We start from the raw sequence: 16,597 nt of genomic DNA, 5'->3' as shown, positions 1-16,597 counted from the left end.
TTGCGTCGGGGTTCAGTCGAGATTCAGCAGCGACAGGCAGGCCAGCGGCGCAGTTTCGGCGCGCAGCACACGCGGCCCCAGCGTGACCGGGCTGAAGCCGCAGGCGATGGCGGCGGCTTCCTCGGCCGGGCTCAGTCCGCCCTCAGGGCCGTTCAGAAAGGTCAGGGCGCTGCCCGGCTTCACGCTGGCAATGGCCTGGCGCAGCGGGCGGCTGCCGTCCTGCAGCGACAGCAGCAAGCGCATGCCGGCCTCGGCGGGCAGGGCGGCGGTCTTTTTCAGCCAGTCGGACAGCGTCACCACGTCCTGCACGCGCAGCAGGCGATTGCGCCCGCACTGCTCGCTGGCAGCCATCGCGATGCCTTGCCAGTGGGCGACCTTCTTGTCGGCGCGCTCGGCCTTCAGGCGCAACACGCTGCGCTCGCTCATCACCGGCTGGATGCTGGCCGCGCCGAGTTCGGTGGCTTTTTCGATCAGCCAGTCCATGCGGTCGTTCGCCGGCATGCCGACGACCAGATGAATGCTGCGGCCGGCCTCGCGCGCCGTAGCGGTGAACGCGCCGATGGTGACGTCCACCTCGCTGCGCCCCATGCGCTCGACCGTGGCGTCGAATTCGCCTTCTGCATCACCCCGGCCGTTGAACAAGGTGATGTGTCCGCCGGGCTGCAGGCGCAGCACTTGTACATGGCGCGCGGTTTGGTCGGGCAGCGTGATGCTCTGGCCGGGAACAAGCGCGATGTCGGCGTAAAAACGGGCGCTCATGGCGTTGGCGCCGTTGGTAAAGACGCTGGATTGACTATCAAATCAATAGCTTCTTGCGCACGGCCAGCCTGCGCGAAAGGCCAGTTTGGCATCAAAATGTATACCCCACACGGGTTTCGTTGCCCTCGATTTCGTCGAGTAGCACCATCAGCGGCCCGAGCTGGCGGTACCGGGCGCAGGTGGCACGGGCGTACTTGATGAAGCGCGGCGTGTCGGCCAGGTATTTGGGCTTGCCGTCGCGCAGGCTCAGGCGCGCAAAAATGCCCAGCACCTTGAGGTGGCGCTGCAGGCCCATCCATTCGACGGCGCGGTAGAACTCGCCGAAATCATCGCCGACCGGCAAGCCCGCCTTGCGCGCTTTTTGCCAGTAGCGCACGGTGATGTCGAGCACAAATTCTTCTTCCCAGCTCAGGAACGCGTCGCGCATCAGGCTGGCGATGTCATAGGTGACCGGGCCGTACACCGCGTCCTGAAAGTCCAAAACGCCGAGGTCGCCGTTGGCGTCGACCATCAGGTTGCGCGGCATGAAGTCCCGGTGCACATAGACGCGTGCGCCATCCAGCGCGTTCAGGTTGCTGGCCTTGATTTGCGCGAACAGCGGATCGAGCTTGCCCATCAGCGTGGCATCCAGCGCAAAACCCCGGTACTTGCCGACATACCACTCGGGAAACAGCGCCAGTTCGCGCGACAGCAGCGCGTCGTCGTAAGGCGGCAGCACGCCGGGCTGGGACGCGAGCTGCCACTGCACCAGCACGTCGACCGCCTGCATGTAGAGATCGAAATGCGCCGGCGTCGCCTCGATGCGGGCATCGACGGCGGCGGGCGGCGCGATCACGTCCATCATGGTTTGCGCACCCAGGTCGCTCAGCAGCATGAAGCCCAGCGGCGCGTCCCAGGCCAGCACGCGCGGCGCCTTCAGGCCGGCGTCCGACATCAGGCCGGCCACCTTGACGAAAGGCGCGCAGTCTTCCTGGGCCGGCGGCGCATCCATGATGATGAAGCTGCCCGCGCCGTTGGCGGCATCCACGCGGAAGTAGCGGCGAAAGCTGGCATCGGCCGACGCCAGCCGGACGGTCTCTGGCTGCAAACCGTGGTGCGGCGCCACGGCGGCGAGCCACCGTGCAAAGGCGCTGGCGCGCGCGGGGTCAAGCCAGTCGGGAGGAAGGGAAGCGGTCATGTTTTCAAAGCCCTTGGTCGGTGCGGCAGCCCGGCGCGGGCCGGGGCAGGAGGGTCATGGATAATCAACCCTGATTTTACAAACGGGTTTATCTCATACAAACGATGCGCCACGCATCCCGCCCCTTCTTTATTCTTTCCCCGGTAGCCCATGCGGTCTCCCGGCTGGCGATGCTTGCCGCGCTGGGGCTGGCCGTCGCCGGACCCGGCCATGCGCAAACGGCTGCCGTGGTGGCCGACAGCGCCATGGCGTCCGCGCCCCTGGCGCTCAAAAGCTCGCCCCTGCTGGCCGAAAGCGTTTCAAAAGAGCCCGGAGACGAGGGACCGACCTTCGTCTTTGGCGACACCATTTCGGGCCGACCGGACCTGGAAACCGTGATTAAGGGCAATGCCGAACTGCGCCGTGGCGCTACATCAATGCGCGCTGACCGCATCGAGTACTACCAGCCCGACGACCAGCTCATCAGCACCGGCAATGTGCGCATCAACAATGCCGGCAACCGCTTTGAAGGCCCCGAGCTGCAACTCAAGCTCGACCGTTTCGAAGGCTTTTTCACCACGCCGCGCTACCGCTTTCTGCAAAACGGCGGCAACGGCCAGGCCGAGCGCGTCGATTTCATCGACGACAAGCATTTCAGTGCGCTCCGCGCCACCTACACCACCTGTGAGCGGGGCAACGAGGAAAGCTGGAAGCCGGCCTGGGAAATGACCGCGACCCGTGTCGACTTTGACCTGGACCGCGAAGTCGGCGTGGCCACGGGCGCTGTCGTGCGTTTCAAGGAGGTGCCGATCCTGGCCTTCCCCAAGATCAGCTTTCCGCTCAGCGACAAGCGCAAATCGGGCTTCCTGCCGCCCACGCTGGGCCTGGATTCGCTCAACGGCTTTGAAGTCCGCCAGCCGTATTACTTCGACATCGCACCCAACCGGGATGCCACCTTCTCGCCCGCCATCATGACCAAGCGCGGCGTTGATCTGGCCGGCGAGTTCCGCTACCTGGAGCCGACCTACAAGGGCCAGTTGCGCGCCAATGTGCTGCCTGGCGACAAGCTGCGCGACCGCGACCGCTGGTCGTACTCGCTGCAGCACAGCGGCGCCATCGACACCGGCGTGCCATCCATCGGCGGCGTGGGGCTGAACCTGAATTTGAACAAGGTCAGCGACAACGACTATTGGCGCGACTTTCCGGTGGCCACCGGCCAGGTCACGCAGCGGCTGCTGACGCAGGACGCTACGCTCAGCTGGAACAAAGGCTATTTTTCATCGGCGGTGCGGGCGCTGAAGTGGCAGACGCTGCAGGATGTGAACTCGCCCATCATCCCGCCGTATGACCGCCTGCCGCAACTGACGGCGGCCTACACCCGTGTCGATGCCCCGTTGCTGGGGCTGGGCAGCGGCTTTGACTGGTCGGCTGAAACGGATTTCACACGCTTTTCCGCCGACCAGAACCTGACGAAGCAGCCCAATGGCAACCGCGCGTTTACCAAACTCCAGGTCAGCCGCCCGTGGCTGGCACCCTGGGGCTACGTCACGCCCAAGGTGCAACTGCATGCCAGCAGCTACCAGTTCGAGTCGCCGCTGGCCAATGGCGCCACGTCGGCCACGCGCGTCGTGCCGACCTTCAGCCTGGACAGCGGCCTGACCTTCGAGCGCGACGCCAGTTATTTCGGCCGCAGCTTCACCCAGACGCTGGAGCCGCGCGCCTTTTATGTGCGAACGCCTTACCGCAACCAGGATTTCCTGCCGAACTACGACTCGGGCGCGAACAGCTTCAACTTCGCCACCGTCTTCACCGAAAACGCCTTTGTCGGCAACGACCGCATCTCGGACGCCAACCTGCTCACGCTGGGCCTGACCTCGCGCCTGCTGGACCCGGCCACCGGCGTCGAGGCGGTGCGCCTGGGCGTGGCGCAGCGCCTGCGCTTCGACGACCAGCGCGTCAGCCTCCCCGGCATCGGCACCACACCCGTGCCCGGCGCACTGCCGGTGACCGACCGCGTCAGCGACCTGCTGGTCGGCGCTTCGGTCAACTGGGTACCCCAGTGGTCGTTCGACGGCACGGTCCAGTACAACCCCAAGATCAAGGAGTCGGAACTGGCGTCCATCGGCGTGCGCTATAACCCGGGCAATTACCGCACCGTCAGCGCCGCCTTTCGCCGCCAGCGCAACATCAGCCAGCAGGTCGACGTTGGCTGGCAGTGGCCGATCAATGACCTGTGGGGCGACAAGGGCCAAGACCTGGGCGCCGGACGCGGCCAGGGCGGCGGGCGCTACTACAGCGTGGGTCGGCTGAACTACAGTACGCTGGAGAAAAAGCTGGTCGACGCGGTCGTGGGTGTTGAATACGATGGCTGCTGCTGGATTGGCCGCGTCGTGCTGCAGCGCTCGCAAAACAGCACCGCGACGTCCAGCACGCGCATCTTGTTCCAGCTTGAATTGGTGGGTTTTTCACGCCTTGGCTCGAGCCCGCTTGAAACCCTCAAGAACAACGTGCCACGCTACCAGAACCTGCGTGACAAAATCAGCCCTCCCAGCCGCTTCACCACTTATGACTAAACACCGCTTTTTTACTGTCCGGCCGCTGTCCGCCGCGCTGGTGCTTCTGCTGGCGCTGCCCCTGGGCGCCGTGCACGCCCAAATCACCCGCCCTTCGGCCACGCCGCGGCTTGTGGTGCCTGCACCGCCGTCTGCCAGCACGGCGCCGCGCGAAGGCGCCCAGCGCCAGGCCGATTTCATCGTGGCCGTGGTCAATTCCGAGCCAATCACCAACAACGAAGTGCGTGCCAAGCTGCTGCGCACCGAGCAGTTGCTCAAGCAGCAGGGCAGCGCCGTGCCGCCGCGCAACCAACTGTTGCCTCAGCTGCTCGAGCGCATGGTCAGCGACAAGGCACAGCTGCAGGCCGCGCAGGCCTCGGGCCTGAAGATCGACGACAACGCCGTCGAGGGCGCGGTGCAGACGGTGGCCCGACAGAACCAGATCACGGTTGACGAGTTGCGCTTGCGGCTGAAGGCCGACGGCATCGACTATGACCAGTTCCGCTCCGAGATCCGCGACGAACTGCTGATCAGCCGCCTGCGCCAGCGCGAAGTCAAGGTGAATGTCAGCGAGTCGGAGATCGACGCCTACCTGCGCGATCAGCAAGGTCAGCCGGGTGCGGCCAGCGCAGCGCCGGCGGCGCTCAATCTGGCTGAAATCCTGGTGGCGGTGCCTGAAAAAGCCACGCCCGACCAGATCGCCATCCTGCAGGCCAAGGCCCAGCAGGTGCTGGAACGCGCCCGTTCCGGCGCCGACTTCGCCGGGTTGGCGATCGAGGTTTCGGCGTCGCGCGGCAATGGCGGCCAGATGGGTTTGCGCAGTGCTGACCGCTACCCGCCGCTGTTTGTCGAGGCGACAAAAAATCTGCGCGCCGGTGAGCTGGCCGGTCCGGTGCGCAGCCCCGCTGGCTTTCACATCCTGAAGGTGATCGAGAAAAGCCAGGGTGGCCTGCCAGACGCCGTCGTTGCGCAAACCCATGCGCGCCACATCCTGCTGCGGCTGACGCCCCAGCTGACCGAGGCAGCTGCCATCGAGAAACTTGCGGGCTTCAAAAAGCGCATCGAGGCCGGCCAGGCCGACTTTGCGACACTGGCGCGCGAGAACAGCCAGGACGGCTCGGCCAAAGAGGGCGGCGACCTGGGCTGGGCACCTGCCGGCGCCTTTGTTCCGGAGTTTGAAAAAGTCATGAATTCTCTGGCGCCCAACCAGGTGTCCGACCCGCTGGTGTCGCGTTTCGGCGTTCACCTGCTGCAGGTGCTGGAGCGCCGCGAGGTGCCCGTGTCACCGCGCGAACAGCGCGAGATGGTGCGCGGCGTGGTGCGCGAGAAAAAGCAGGAGGAAGCGCTGGTGCGCTGGGCCGAGGACATTCGCGGCCGTGCCTACGTGGAATTCCGCGAAGTGCCTCAATGACCCCCACGCTTGCCATTTCGTGTGCTGCGCTGCCCCCCGAGGGGGCTGCTGCCCTTGCAGGGCGCCACACCGCCAGAGGCGGCGCATCTGCAGGCTGTCCAAGCCCGCGCAGGCGGGCTTGGAGCCGCAGCCTGCAGCCTGCGGCCCGGCAAAGCCGGTTCCGCGGCCCCTGCTGGAGTAGAGAGAAAACCATCGTGCTCACTGCTTCACGCGGTTCAATGGTTTGCGTTGCATGAAGCACATCCCACGCAAACGCTTCGGCCAGCATTTCCTGACCGACCGGCTGATCATCGACGGCATTGTTGACGCGATTGCACCGTTGCCCGGCCAGCCGATGGTCGAGATCGGGCCTGGGCTTGCGGCGATGACACGGCCCCTGGTGGCGCAGCTTGGGCACCTGACGGTGATTGAGCTGGACCGCGATCTGGCGCGCCAGTTGCGCACGAATCCGCAGCTGACCGTGGTCGAGTCGGATGTGTTGCGGGTCGATTTCAGGCAACTGGCTGAGCAAATCCGGTTGGAGTCTCCTGAAGCGGCGAGCGTGGGGGCTCCCAAGCTCCGAGTGGTCGGCAATCTGCCCTACAACATTTCCACGCCCATCCTGTTTCACCTGCTCGATGCGGTCGATGTGATTGAGGACCAGCATTTCATGCTGCAAAAGGAAGTCATCGACCGCATGGTGGCCTCGCCCTCGACCAGCGACTATGGCCGGCTCAGCGTCATGCTGCAGTGGCGCTATGCCATGGAAAACGTGCTGCACGTCCCGCCGCAGAGTTTTGATCCGCCGCCGCGCGTGGACAGCGCCATTGTGCGCATGGTGCCGCATGCCGAGCCGGAAAAGCTCGACGTCAAGCTTCTCAGCGAACTGGTCCGGGTGGCGTTCAGCCAGCGGCGCAAGCTGCTGCGCCACACGCTGGGGAAGTGGCTGGAACAAAAAGAATTTTCCGGTGACTTCGATGTCAAGCGGCGTGCCGAAGAAGTGCCGGTGGCTGAGTATCTGGCGCTGACGCAGCAGGTTGAAGCCGGCACTGCTCAGACTAAAGACACTGAAGCACTGTAAAAACAGTAGCTGCATAGGTTCGTCAGATAAGTGCAAATGGTTGTTTTTGGCCATAAAAAAACCCGCAAGTTGCGGGTTTTTTGTTTTCAGCCTGAACCGTGGTTCAGGCTGCTGCAAGCCAGTAGCTTGCATTGAAAGGACTGCTCATGCGCAACGCCAACGGCGACACATCGAGAAGTTTGTCGGTCGGCATCGGTTCATCACCATCTAGCACGACTTGCTGGGCCTGATTCGCCCGATCCCCTTGGCCAATGTCCGGGGAGCGGGCTACAGAAAAGAATAGAAGCAGCGGAACGGTATCTTGCGGTCTGCCCAGTAGTCGGACGCGTCCCTGAAGATGTCGAGCAGTTGCTCGCGCGCTTCCTTGTCGAACTTGGCGTGTGCGGGAATCTGTTCCAGCACGACGATGAAGCCGGGCTGCGGGCCTGACTTGTGCACTAGGTCGGTCATGCAGTCGTACAGGGCGTCAAAGTTCTTGCCGAAATGCGCCGGAAAGGTGTATTGGGCCGCGATCATGTCCAGGATGTCCTGCTTGCTCTGGGCGTTGCCCAGGTTGGCATACAGGAAATGCTGGTTCAGCTTCGTGGCCGCTTCCTGCAACTCGGGCACCCGGAAGGCGCGTATGGACTGCACAATGTTGGGCCTTATGCCCTTCAAAGGTATTTCGTCGTCCTTACGAAGTGGTGTATCCATCTCCGCTTCTCTTTCTCTTAGTTCTAAAGTCAAAATAACAACCACAGTTCTGGTTAATGAACGATTTTGCGAAAACTCGCATAGTGATCATCGGTGTAAAAACAGGCATCGGGCGCTGCGGCTTGCAAGCCACCACACACGATGCGCCGGGCACCTCGGCTGCGCTCTCCAGGTGTTCGGACGGTGTATTCGCGGTAATAAGCGCGAACATTTGCCGGAAGCAGCCGTTCACGGTTGCCAAACACCACGCCGTCCTTGTCATGCCTGAAAGGTCCGCCCTGATAAATCAGCGTCAGCATGCTGCGTCCCTGGGGAGGCAACTCGGCGAGCGCAACGGTGTCGGCCAGCGCCGGCGAAGAAGTGGTTCTGGCAAGGGCCGCGCCAAAAGGCACTATCGCCATACCGGCCGAAACCGCCAGCAGCACCGTCAAGCCAGCTTGACGCCAGCGTCCGGACCCATTACTGCGCAATCCCTGCATGAAAAATACCTTTCTTGAATTCAGCGTCAACCAGCCAGATTTTCGGGTTAACCCTTAAATTTCAAGAAGGGTAGTTTGCCGCATGCTGAAACAAAAGGCAAGCAATTGCTGAAATTTTAGGCATTAAAAAGAGGGCTCAAAAGCCCTCTGATGTTGTTGTGGCCGTAAAGGAACTGGCTTATCGCGCAGCGTTGGCGTCTGCCACCGTGAGAGCCGTCATGTTGACGATCCGGCGCACCGTGGCAGTCGGTGTCAGGATATGCATCGGCTTGTTGGCGCCCAGCAGCACCGGGCCAATGGCAATGTTGCCACCGGCGGCGGTCTTGAGCAGGTTGTAGGAAATATTGGCGGCGTCGATATTGGGCAGCACCAGCAGATTGGCTTCGCCATTCAGACTGCTGTTGGGCATGATGAGCCTGCGGGCTTTGGCGTCGAGTGCGACGTCGCCATGCATTTCGCCATCAACTTCCAGCCACGGCGTCTGTTCGCGCAGCAGCTCCAGCGTGCGGCGCATCTTCAGCGCGCTCGGGTGGTTGGACGAACCGAAATTCGAATGCGACAGCAAGGCCGCCTTGGGCTTGATGCCGAAACGCATCATTTCCTCGGCGGCCATGGTGGTGATTTCCGCCAGCTGCTCCGCCGTCGGGTCGTAGTTCACGTGGGTGTCGAGCAAAAACACCTGACGGCCCGGCAGCATCAGCCCGTTCATGCAGGCATAGGTGTTGACGCCCTGGCGCTTGCCGATTACCTGGTCCAGATAGGCCAGGTGGTGCGCCGTGGTACCCCAGGTGCCGCAGATCAGGCCATCGACATCGCCCTTGAGCAGCAGCATGCCGGCAATCAGGGTGAGCCTGCGGCGCATTTCGATCTTGGCCATCTGCACCGTCACGCCACTGCGCTCGGTCATGCGGTGGTAGGTCTGCCAGAAGTCGCGGTAGCGGTGGTCTTGCTCGACATTGACAACGTCGTAATCCAGCTCTTCCTTCAGGCGCAGGCCAAACTTCTCGATGCGCTGGGCAATGATCGCCGGGCGGCCAATCAGCGTTGGCCGGGCCACACCTTCATCGACCACGATCTGGCAGGCGCGCAGGACCTTTTCTTCTTCACCTTCGGCATAGGCGATGCGTTTGCGGGCGGCTGCCTTGGCAGCAGTAAAAATCGGCTTCATGATCGTGCCGGAGGCATAGACAAAGCTCTGCAGCCGTTCGCGGTACAGGTTCATGTCCTGAATCGGGCGCAAAGCCACGCCGCTGTCGGCCGCCGCTTTTGCCACCGCAGGCGCAATCTTCATCATCAGGCGCGGATCGAAGGGCTTGGGAATCAGGTATTCCGGGCCGAACGACAGCTTTTCACCGACATAGGCGGCCGCCACCACTTCGCTTTGCTCGGCTTGCGCGAGTTCTGCAATGGCATGGACAGCGGCGATTTCCATCTCGATGGTGATGGTCGAGGCACCTGCGTCGAGCGCACCGCGAAAGATATACGGGAAGCACAGGACATTGTTGACCTGGTTCGGGTAATCAGTGCGCCCGGTGGCGATGATGGCGTCATCGCGCACGGACTTGACGTCTTCGGGTGATATCTCCGGATTCGGATTGGCGAGTGCAAAGATGATGGGCCGCGCCGCCATCTTCGCGACCATGTCTTTTTTCAGCACGCCGCCCGCCGACAGGCCCAGGAAAATGTCGGCGCCTTCGATGATCTCGCCCAGTGTGCGCGCCGCCGTGGGCTGTGCAAACTGGATTTTGTCCTCGTCCATCAGCTCGGTCCGGCCTTCGTACACCACGCCGGCCAGGTCGGTGACATAGACGTTTTCACGCGGAATGCCGAGCTTGAGCAGCAGGCCCAGGCAGGCCAGCGCGGCTGCCCCGGCGCCGGACGTCACCAGCTTGACTGTTTTCGGGTCCTTGCCGGCCACTTTCATGGCGTTGAGCATGGCTGCGCCGACGGTGATGGCGGTGCCGTGCTGGTCGTCGTGGAACACCGGAATCTTCATGCGCTTGCGCAACTCGCGCTCGACATAAAAGCAGTCGGGCGCCTTGATGTCTTCGAGGTTGATGGCGCCAAAGGTGGGTTCGAGCGAAGCAATGATCTCGACCAGCTTGACCGGGTCCTTTTCGTCGATCTCGATGTCGAACACATCAACGCCAGCGAACTTCTTGAACAGCACGGCTTTGCCCTCCATCACCGGCTTGGACGCCAGAGGGCCGATGTCGCCCAGGCCCAGCACGGCCGTGCCGTTGGTGATCACGGCGACCAGGTTGCCCCGGCTGGTGTACTTGAAGGCGGCGTTCGGGTCCTTGACGATTTCCTCGCAGGGCGCGGCGACACCCGGCGAATAAGCCAGCGCCAAGTCGTGCTGGTTGGTCAGCTGCTTGGTGGCGCTTATGGCGATCTTGCCGGGCGTGGGGAACTCGTGGTACTCAAGCGCGGCACGGCGCAATTCAGCGCGCTTTTCGTTACGCTCGTTTTCAAGATCGTGGGGCGTCGCAGCAGATGGTATGGACATCGATAAGTCTCCAGCTAGGACGGTCAGTGCGGCCGTCAGCTCTTTTTTGTACGGTTTTCGATTGTAGGCCGCACAAATTACGGAGCCCGTGTGGAAAACCGCATTCCAGGGCGGAGTGCTTTTGACTTATTCACACAGATCAGCGTTTTTAAGGATCGGCACCACTTCCTGCTCCAGATGCCCAAAATAAAAGGGTTAACCCGCATTCTGTTCGGGTTGTACCTTGCGTAAAATTGGTTGCACTTACTTTGCAACAAAGGTGCAACCCATGTCTACAGTCACGCTCGGCCTCAAAGTTGACGAAACGCTCCGAGACCGCATCCGGGAGGCCGCAGCCCAGCAGGGCAGGGCGCCGCACTGGCTCATCAAGCAAGCGGTTTTGCAGTATGTTGAAAGCCTGGAGCGGGGTTTGTCGCCACTCGGTGCAACCCCGGGGGCAACCGGTCTCGCCGAGCTGGCTGAATCTGAAGAGGCGGACGATCCGGCGCTGGTGGCCAGCGTGGGGCATCCTGCGCCGCCTTTCCTTGACTGGGCGCAAAACGTGTTGCCGCAGACCGACCTGCGCGCCGCGATCACCGCCGCCTGGCACCGGCCCGAGGAAGAATGCCTGCCGCTGCTGGTGCAACTGGCGCATGCCGCTGATGCGACGCAACGCACCGCCATTGAAACGCTCGCCACCCGTTTGGTGGAAGGTTTGCGCGGCAGACAAGACACCGGCGGCGTCGAAGCGCTGGTGCAGGAGTTTTCGCTCTCCAGCCAGGAAGGCGTGGCGCTGATGTGCCTGGCCGAAGCGCTGCTGCGCATTCCCGACAATGCCACCCGCGACGCGCTGATTCGCGACAAGATCAGCCGCGGCGACTGGCATGCGCACCTGGGCAACTCGCCGTCGATGTTTGTCAATGCCGCCGTTTGGGGCCTGATGCTGACCGGCAAGCTGACCTCGACCAGCAGCGAGAAAAGCCTGGCCTCGTCGCTGACCCGGCTGATCGGCAAGGGCGGCGAGCCGCTGATCCGCCAGGGCGTGCACCGCGCCATGAAGCTCATGGGCGAGCAGTTCGTGACCGGCCAGACCATTTCCGAAGCGCTGGCCAACAGCCGGTCGCTGGAAAAAGCCGGCTTTCGCTATTCCTACGACATGCTGGGCGAAGCCGCCATCACCGAACAGGACGCCGAGCGCTACCTGGCGTCTTACGAGCAGGCGATCCATGCCATCGGCAAGGCCTCGCACGGGCGCGGCATCCATGAAGGGCCGGGCATATCGGTCAAGCTGTCGGCGCTGCACCCGCGCTACAGCCGGGCCCAGCGCGACCGCGTGATGGGCGAGTTGCTGCCGCGCCTGCTTCAACTGGCGTTGCTGGCGCGCCAGTACGACATCGGCCTGAACATCGACGCCGAAGAGGCCGACCGGCTGGAGTTGTCGCTCGACCTGCTGGAAAGCCTGTGCTTCGAGCCGGCACTCAAGGGCTGGAACGGCATTGGTTTTGTGGTGCAGGCGTATTTGAAGCGCTGCCCCTACGTGATCGACCATCTGATTGACCTGGGCCGCCGGAGCAGCCACCGGCTGATGATCCGGCTGGTCAAGGGCGCCTACTGGGACAGCGAAATCAAGCGCGCCCAGCTCGATGGCCTGGACGGCTACCCGGTGTACACGCGCAAGGTGCACACCGACGTGTCTTACCTGGCCTGCGCGCGCAAGCTGTTGGCCGCGCCCGACGCGGTCTATCCGCAGTTTGCCACCCACAACGCGCAGACCGTTGCAAGCATCTACCACATGGCCGGCAACAACTACTACAGCGGCCAGTACGAATTCCAGTGCCTGCACGGCATGGGCGAGCCGCTGTACGACCAGGTCACGGGCAGCGTGGCCGACGGCAAGCTGGCGCGGCCGTGCCGCATTTACGCCCCGGTCGGCACGCACGAAACCTTGCTGGCCTACCTGGTGCGCCGCTTGCTGGAAAACGGCGCCAACACCTCGTTTGTCAACCGCATTGGCGACGCCAATGTGCCGGTGGCCGAACTGGTGGTGGACCCGGTGGCCGAAGTGCGGCAGATCGAGCGTGACACCGGCCATCTGGGCGCGCCGCACCCGAAGATTCCGCTGCCGCGCCAGATGTTTGCCGACCTGGGCGCGCAGTCGCGGCTGAACTCGTCGGGCCTGAATTTGGCAAACGAGCAGCAACTCGCATCGCTCTCTGCCGGCCTGTTGCGCAGCACACAAGGCATTTATACCGCTTGCGCAGGTGGTACGGGCGTGAGCAGCTTCTCTATTAATAGCGCTGCTGCCGACGGCTGGCAGCCGGTGCTGAACCCGGCCGACACCCGCGACCAGGTTGGCTGGGTGCGCCCCGCCACGTCGCAGGATGTCGAGCAAGCGGTCAGCCGCGCTGCCCGTGCCGCGCAAATCTGGCATGGCACGCCGCCGCAAGAACGCGCTGCTTGCCTGACACGCGCCGCCGACGTGCTGGAGCAGCGTACGCAAAGCGTGCTCGGTCTGATCGTGCGCGAAGCCGGCAAGTCCCTGCCCAACGCGATCGCCGAAGTGCGCGAGGCGGTGGATTTCCTGCGTTACTACGCCGCCCAGGTGGCCGCCACCTTTGACAACGACACGCACCGCCCGCTGGGCGTGGTGCTGTGCATCAGCCCGTGGAACTTCCCGCTGGCGATTTTTGCCGGCCAGGTCGCCGCTGCGCTGGCCAGTGGCAACTGCGCGCTGGCCAAACCGGCCGAGCAGACGCCGCTGGTGGCCGATGTGATGGTCAGGATCCTGCATGAAGCCGGCGTGCCGGTCGATGCCGTGCAACTGGTGCCCGGCACCGGCGACACCGTCGGCGCCGCGCTGGTGGCGCACCGCCAGGTGGCAGGCGTGATGTTCACCGGCTCGACCGAGGTGTCACGGCTGATTGCGCAGACGCTGGCCAAACGCCTGAGCCCGCAGGGCCACCCGATTGCGCTGATCGCCGAAACCGGCGGTCAGAACGCGCTGGTGGCCGACTCGTCCGCGCTGGCCGAGCAACTGGTGGACGACGTGCTGTCGTCGGCGTTCGATTCCGCCGGCCAGCGCTGTTCGGCATTGCGCCTGCTGTGCCTGCAGGAAGACGGCGCCGAGCGCGTGGTGGACATGGTCAAGCACGCCATGCGCGAATGGGTCATGGGCAACCCCGACCGCATGCACACCGACGTGGGCCCGGTGATTGACGAAGACGCCCGCGCCCAGATCGAGCAGCACATTGCGCAGATGCAGGCCGAAGGCCAGCGCGTCACCCGCATGGGGCGCGACGAAAGTGCGGCCCAGGGCCATTTCGTGATGCCCGCGCTGATCGAGATCGACAGCATCGAGCGCTTGAAGCGCGAAGTCTTCGGCCCGGTGCTGCATGTGCTGCGTTACCGCCGCGACCAACTGGGCAAGGTGCTCGATGCGCTGAACGCCACCGGCTATGGCCTGACTTTCGGCGTGCACAGCCGCATCGACGAAACCATTGCCCAGGTGACGCAAAAAGTGCAGGCTGGCAACATCTACGTCAACCGCAACGTGATTGGCGCGGTGGTCGGCGTGCAGCCCTTTGGCGGCATGGGGCTTTCCGGCACCGGCCCCAAGGCGGGCGGCCCGCTGTACCTTTATCGCTTGCTGCAGGCCGGCCCGGCGCAGGGCAACCAGGCGCTGGCCATGCTGCCGGCGATGCCGGTGAGCCGCGGCGCAGCGCCGGTTGCCGTGCCAAAACCGGCCGACCTGCCTGCCTTGCGGGCCTTGCAAATCCTGGGCGAAGCGCTGAAAGGCCCGGTATTTTTAGCGCTCGACGGCTGGCAGACCAGCGGTGACGCGGCCCGTGCCGAAACCGCCTGCAACGCTTACCGCGCCAGCAGTGTGCTGGGCCAGTGGTTCACCTTGCCCGGCCCGACCGGGGAGTCAAACCGTTACCGGCTGCTGCCGCGCGGCGCCGTCTGGGCCGTGCCGCAAACCGCGCTTGGCCTGGTGCAGCAGGTCGCCGCCGCACTGGCCAGCGGCAACCCGTGCTGGCTGGAAACACCTGCGGCGCACAGCCCGGTGGCGCTGGCGTTGGCCGCGCTGCCGGCCGAGGTGAAGGCTTTTGTCCAAACCCGAAGCGCCGGGAAATTGATGGGTGAAACGCAGCTGAGCGCGATGCTGTTCGAGGGCGACGGCGATGCTTTGCAGGCCTTGTTGCCGCGCATTGCCGAGCACCCTGGCGCCATCGTGCGGGTTGAAAACCTGACGTCGGCGCAACTGGCCGCCGGCGCCGTGTACGACGTGAGCGCGCTGATGCACGAGCAAAGCATCAGCACCAACACGGCCGCCGCCGGCGGCAACGCGCAACTCATGACCATGGGCTGAGCGTCAACTTTTTCTTCGTCCGGTCACCTTTCCCCTCGACGGCCGCCCTGACATCCCGGGGCGAGCCGGCGCTATCTGCCTGACGGCAGGGACCGCGCTTATCTTTTGATTCATCACATCCTACTTTGAGGAGACACCCATGAACTTCACGGATCCCACCGTCATCACCTTCGGCATCTACCTGATTGGCATGCTGTTCATCGGCTTTCTGGGCTACCGCGCCACCGACAACCTCGACGACTACATTCTGGGCGGCCGCAGCCTGGGCAGCTTTGTCACCGCGCTGTCGGCCGGCGCTTCTGATATGAGCGGCTGGCTGCTGCTGGGCTTGCCGGGCGCGATTTATCTGTCGGGCCTGAGCGAAGCCTGGATTGGCGTCGGCCTGATCATGGGCGCCTACCTGAACTGGCGATTCGTGGCGGCGCGGCTGCGGCTCTACACCGAGCGCGCCGGCAATGCGCTGACGCTGCCCGACTATTTTGCCAACCGTTTCGAGGACAAGGCCAACCTGCTGCGTATTTTGACGACTGTGGTGATTCTGGTGTTCTTCACCGTGTACTGCGCTTCGGGCGTGGTCGCCGGCGCCAGATTGTTCGAAAACATGTTCGGCCTGCCTTACCAGACTGCGCTGTGGGTGGGCGCTGCCTGCACCATCGCCTATGTGTTTATCGGCGGCTTTCTGGCCGTGAGCTGGACCGACACCATTCAGGCGTCCTTGATGATCACCGCGCTGATCGTGGCGCCGGTTGTGGCCTACCTTGCCGTCACCGGCGGCCTGCAGCCCACGCAAACGATTGCCGACCTGGTGGAGCCGGCCAGGCTGGACATGATGCAGGGCGCTTCATTCGTCGGCATCGTGTCGCTGCTGGCCTGGGGGCTGGGCTACTTTGGCCAGCCGCACATCCTGGTGCGCTTCATGGCCGCTGAATCGGTGGCGACCATTCCGGCCGCGCGCCGCATCAGCATGACCTGGATGATCCTGTGCCTGTTCGGTGCAGTGGCGGTCGGCTTCATCGGCATTCCCTACTTCCTGGCGCATCCCGAAGGCGCTGCAGCCGTCAACGCCAATTCCGAAACCGTGTTCATCGAGCTGGCCAAGCAACTGTTCAACCCGTGGATCGCCGGTGTGCTGCTGGCCGCCATCCTGGGCGCCGTGATGAGCACGCTGTCGTGCCAGTTGCTGGTCTGCTCCAGCGCGCTGACCGAAGACATCTACCGCACCTTTTTGCGCAAGAGCGCCGGCCAGACCGAACTGGTGTGGGTCGGCCGGGCCATGGTGATGGCCATTGCGCTGGTCGCCATCGGCATTGCCAGCGACCCCGAAGCCAAGGTGCTGGGCATGGTCAGCTACGCCTGGGCGGGTTTTGGCGCGGCCTTTGGCCCGGTGATCATCCTGTCGCTGTTCTGGTCACACATGACGCGCAACGGCGCACTGGCCGGCATCGTGGTGGGCGCGGTGACGGTGCTGGTCTGGAAGCAGGGCGGCTGGTTCGGCCTGTATGAAATCGTTCCCGGTTTCATCCTGGCCTGGCTGGTCACCGTGGTGGTCAGCCGCATGGGCCAGCCTTCGGCCACCATGCTGAAAAGCCACCAGGCGGTGGAAACCGAACTGGGCACGGTCCAGGCCTGA

Annotated in this window: 10 protein-coding genes; 5 read left to right on the top strand and 5 right to left on the bottom strand. The window is 63.8% G+C overall.

Going from position 1 to position 16,597, the window contains the following annotated elements; genetic code table 11:
* Positions 1-12: 12 nt before the first annotated feature.
* Together IWX87_RS05615 and IWX87_RS05610 are read right to left on the bottom strand one after the other, a co-directional pair.
* Positions 13-759 carry a 16S rRNA (uracil(1498)-N(3))-methyltransferase gene (locus tag IWX87_RS05615; protein WP_196862536.1) on the bottom strand — a complete coding sequence of 249 codons (747 nt, stop codon included), beginning with the start codon at positions 757-759 and terminating at the stop codon, positions 13-15.
* A 91-nt stretch (positions 760-850) separates the two neighbouring features.
* The gene (locus IWX87_RS05610; RefSeq protein ID WP_196862535.1) at positions 851-1,936 is read right to left on the bottom strand and encodes an aminoglycoside phosphotransferase family protein; all 1,086 of its coding nucleotides are present in this window, start codon (positions 1,934-1,936) and stop codon (positions 851-853) included.
* A 104-nt stretch (positions 1,937-2,040) separates the two neighbouring features.
* On the opposite strand from IWX87_RS05610, the gene IWX87_RS05605 reads away from it, so the two are divergent.
* From IWX87_RS05605 to rsmA, 3 genes are all read left to right on the top strand, one after another.
* Positions 2,041-4,488, top strand: a complete 2,448-nt coding sequence (locus tag IWX87_RS05605; RefSeq protein ID WP_196862534.1) for an LPS-assembly protein LptD — start codon at positions 2,041-2,043, stop codon at positions 4,486-4,488.
* Entirely contained in the window at positions 4,481-5,878 is a 1,398-nt protein-coding gene (locus IWX87_RS05600; RefSeq protein ID WP_196862533.1) for a peptidylprolyl isomerase, read from the top strand. Before IWX87_RS05605 ends, IWX87_RS05600 begins: the two co-directional genes overlap by 8 nt.
* Before the next feature lie 232 nt (positions 5,879-6,110).
* The gene (gene rsmA, locus IWX87_RS05595) at positions 6,111-6,938 is read left to right on the top strand and encodes a 16S rRNA (adenine(1518)-N(6)/adenine(1519)-N(6))-dimethyltransferase RsmA (RefSeq protein WP_196862532.1); all 828 of its coding nucleotides are present in this window, start codon (positions 6,111-6,113) and stop codon (positions 6,936-6,938) included.
* Between the two features lie 267 nt (positions 6,939-7,205).
* On the opposite strand, the gene IWX87_RS05590 is transcribed toward rsmA, so the two are convergent.
* The 3 genes from IWX87_RS05590 to IWX87_RS05580 form a co-directional block, all read right to left on the bottom strand.
* Positions 7,206-7,631 (bottom strand): barstar family protein, encoded by a 426-nt coding sequence (locus IWX87_RS05590; protein WP_196862531.1) that lies wholly within the window; start codon positions 7,629-7,631, stop codon positions 7,206-7,208.
* Positions 7,632-7,684: 53 nt separating this feature from the next.
* Positions 7,685-8,110 carry a ribonuclease domain-containing protein gene (locus IWX87_RS05585; RefSeq protein WP_370583781.1) on the bottom strand — a complete coding sequence of 142 codons (426 nt, stop codon included), beginning with the start codon at positions 8,108-8,110 and terminating at the stop codon, positions 7,685-7,687.
* Between the two features lie 178 nt (positions 8,111-8,288).
* The gene (locus IWX87_RS05580; RefSeq protein WP_231374615.1) at positions 8,289-10,619 is read right to left on the bottom strand and encodes an NADP-dependent malic enzyme; all 2,331 of its coding nucleotides are present in this window, start codon (positions 10,617-10,619) and stop codon (positions 8,289-8,291) included.
* Positions 10,620-10,887: 268 nt separating this feature from the next.
* Here IWX87_RS05580 and putA point away from each other — a divergent pair, with 268 nt between their 5' ends.
* Both putA and putP read left to right on the top strand, forming a co-directional pair.
* Positions 10,888-14,967 carry a trifunctional transcriptional regulator/proline dehydrogenase/L-glutamate gamma-semialdehyde dehydrogenase gene (putA, locus tag IWX87_RS05575; protein ID WP_196862530.1) on the top strand — a complete coding sequence of 1,360 codons (4,080 nt, stop codon included), beginning with the start codon at positions 10,888-10,890 and terminating at the stop codon, positions 14,965-14,967.
* 139 nt (positions 14,968-15,106) lie between these two features.
* Positions 15,107-16,597 carry a sodium/proline symporter PutP gene (gene putP, locus IWX87_RS05570; RefSeq protein WP_196862529.1) on the top strand — a complete coding sequence of 497 codons (1,491 nt, stop codon included), beginning with the start codon at positions 15,107-15,109 and terminating at the stop codon, positions 16,595-16,597.

The organism is Polaromonas sp. CG_9.7 (assembly GCF_015752205.1).
Classification (GTDB): domain Bacteria; phylum Pseudomonadota; class Gammaproteobacteria; order Burkholderiales; family Burkholderiaceae_C; genus Polaromonas.
Note: the sequence above shows the minus strand (reverse complement) of the source record. Positions and strands in the feature narration are given on the sequence as shown.

Coding starts and splice junctions, on each gene's coding strand:
- putA (WP_196862530.1), top strand. CDS start 10,888: ATGTCTACAGTCACGCTCGGCCTCAAAGTTGACGAAACGCTCCGAGAC.
- IWX87_RS05590 (WP_196862531.1), bottom strand. CDS start 7,631: ATGGATACACCACTTCGTAAGGACGACGAAATACCTTTGAAGGGCATA.
- IWX87_RS05610 (WP_196862535.1), bottom strand. CDS start 1,936: ATGACCGCTTCCCTTCCTCCCGACTGGCTTGACCCCGCGCGCGCCAGC.
- IWX87_RS05615 (WP_196862536.1), bottom strand. CDS start 759: ATGAGCGCCCGTTTTTACGCCGACATCGCGCTTGTTCCCGGCCAGAGC.
- IWX87_RS05605 (WP_196862534.1), top strand. CDS start 2,041: ATGCGCCACGCATCCCGCCCCTTCTTTATTCTTTCCCCGGTAGCCCAT.
- IWX87_RS05600 (WP_196862533.1), top strand. CDS start 4,481: ATGACTAAACACCGCTTTTTTACTGTCCGGCCGCTGTCCGCCGCGCTG.
- putP (WP_196862529.1), top strand. CDS start 15,107: ATGAACTTCACGGATCCCACCGTCATCACCTTCGGCATCTACCTGATT.
- rsmA (WP_196862532.1), top strand. CDS start 6,111: ATGAAGCACATCCCACGCAAACGCTTCGGCCAGCATTTCCTGACCGAC.
- IWX87_RS05580 (WP_231374615.1), bottom strand. CDS start 10,619: ATGTCCATACCATCTGCTGCGACGCCCCACGATCTTGAAAACGAGCGT.
- IWX87_RS05585 (WP_370583781.1), bottom strand. CDS start 8,110: ATGCAGGGATTGCGCAGTAATGGGTCCGGACGCTGGCGTCAAGCTGGC.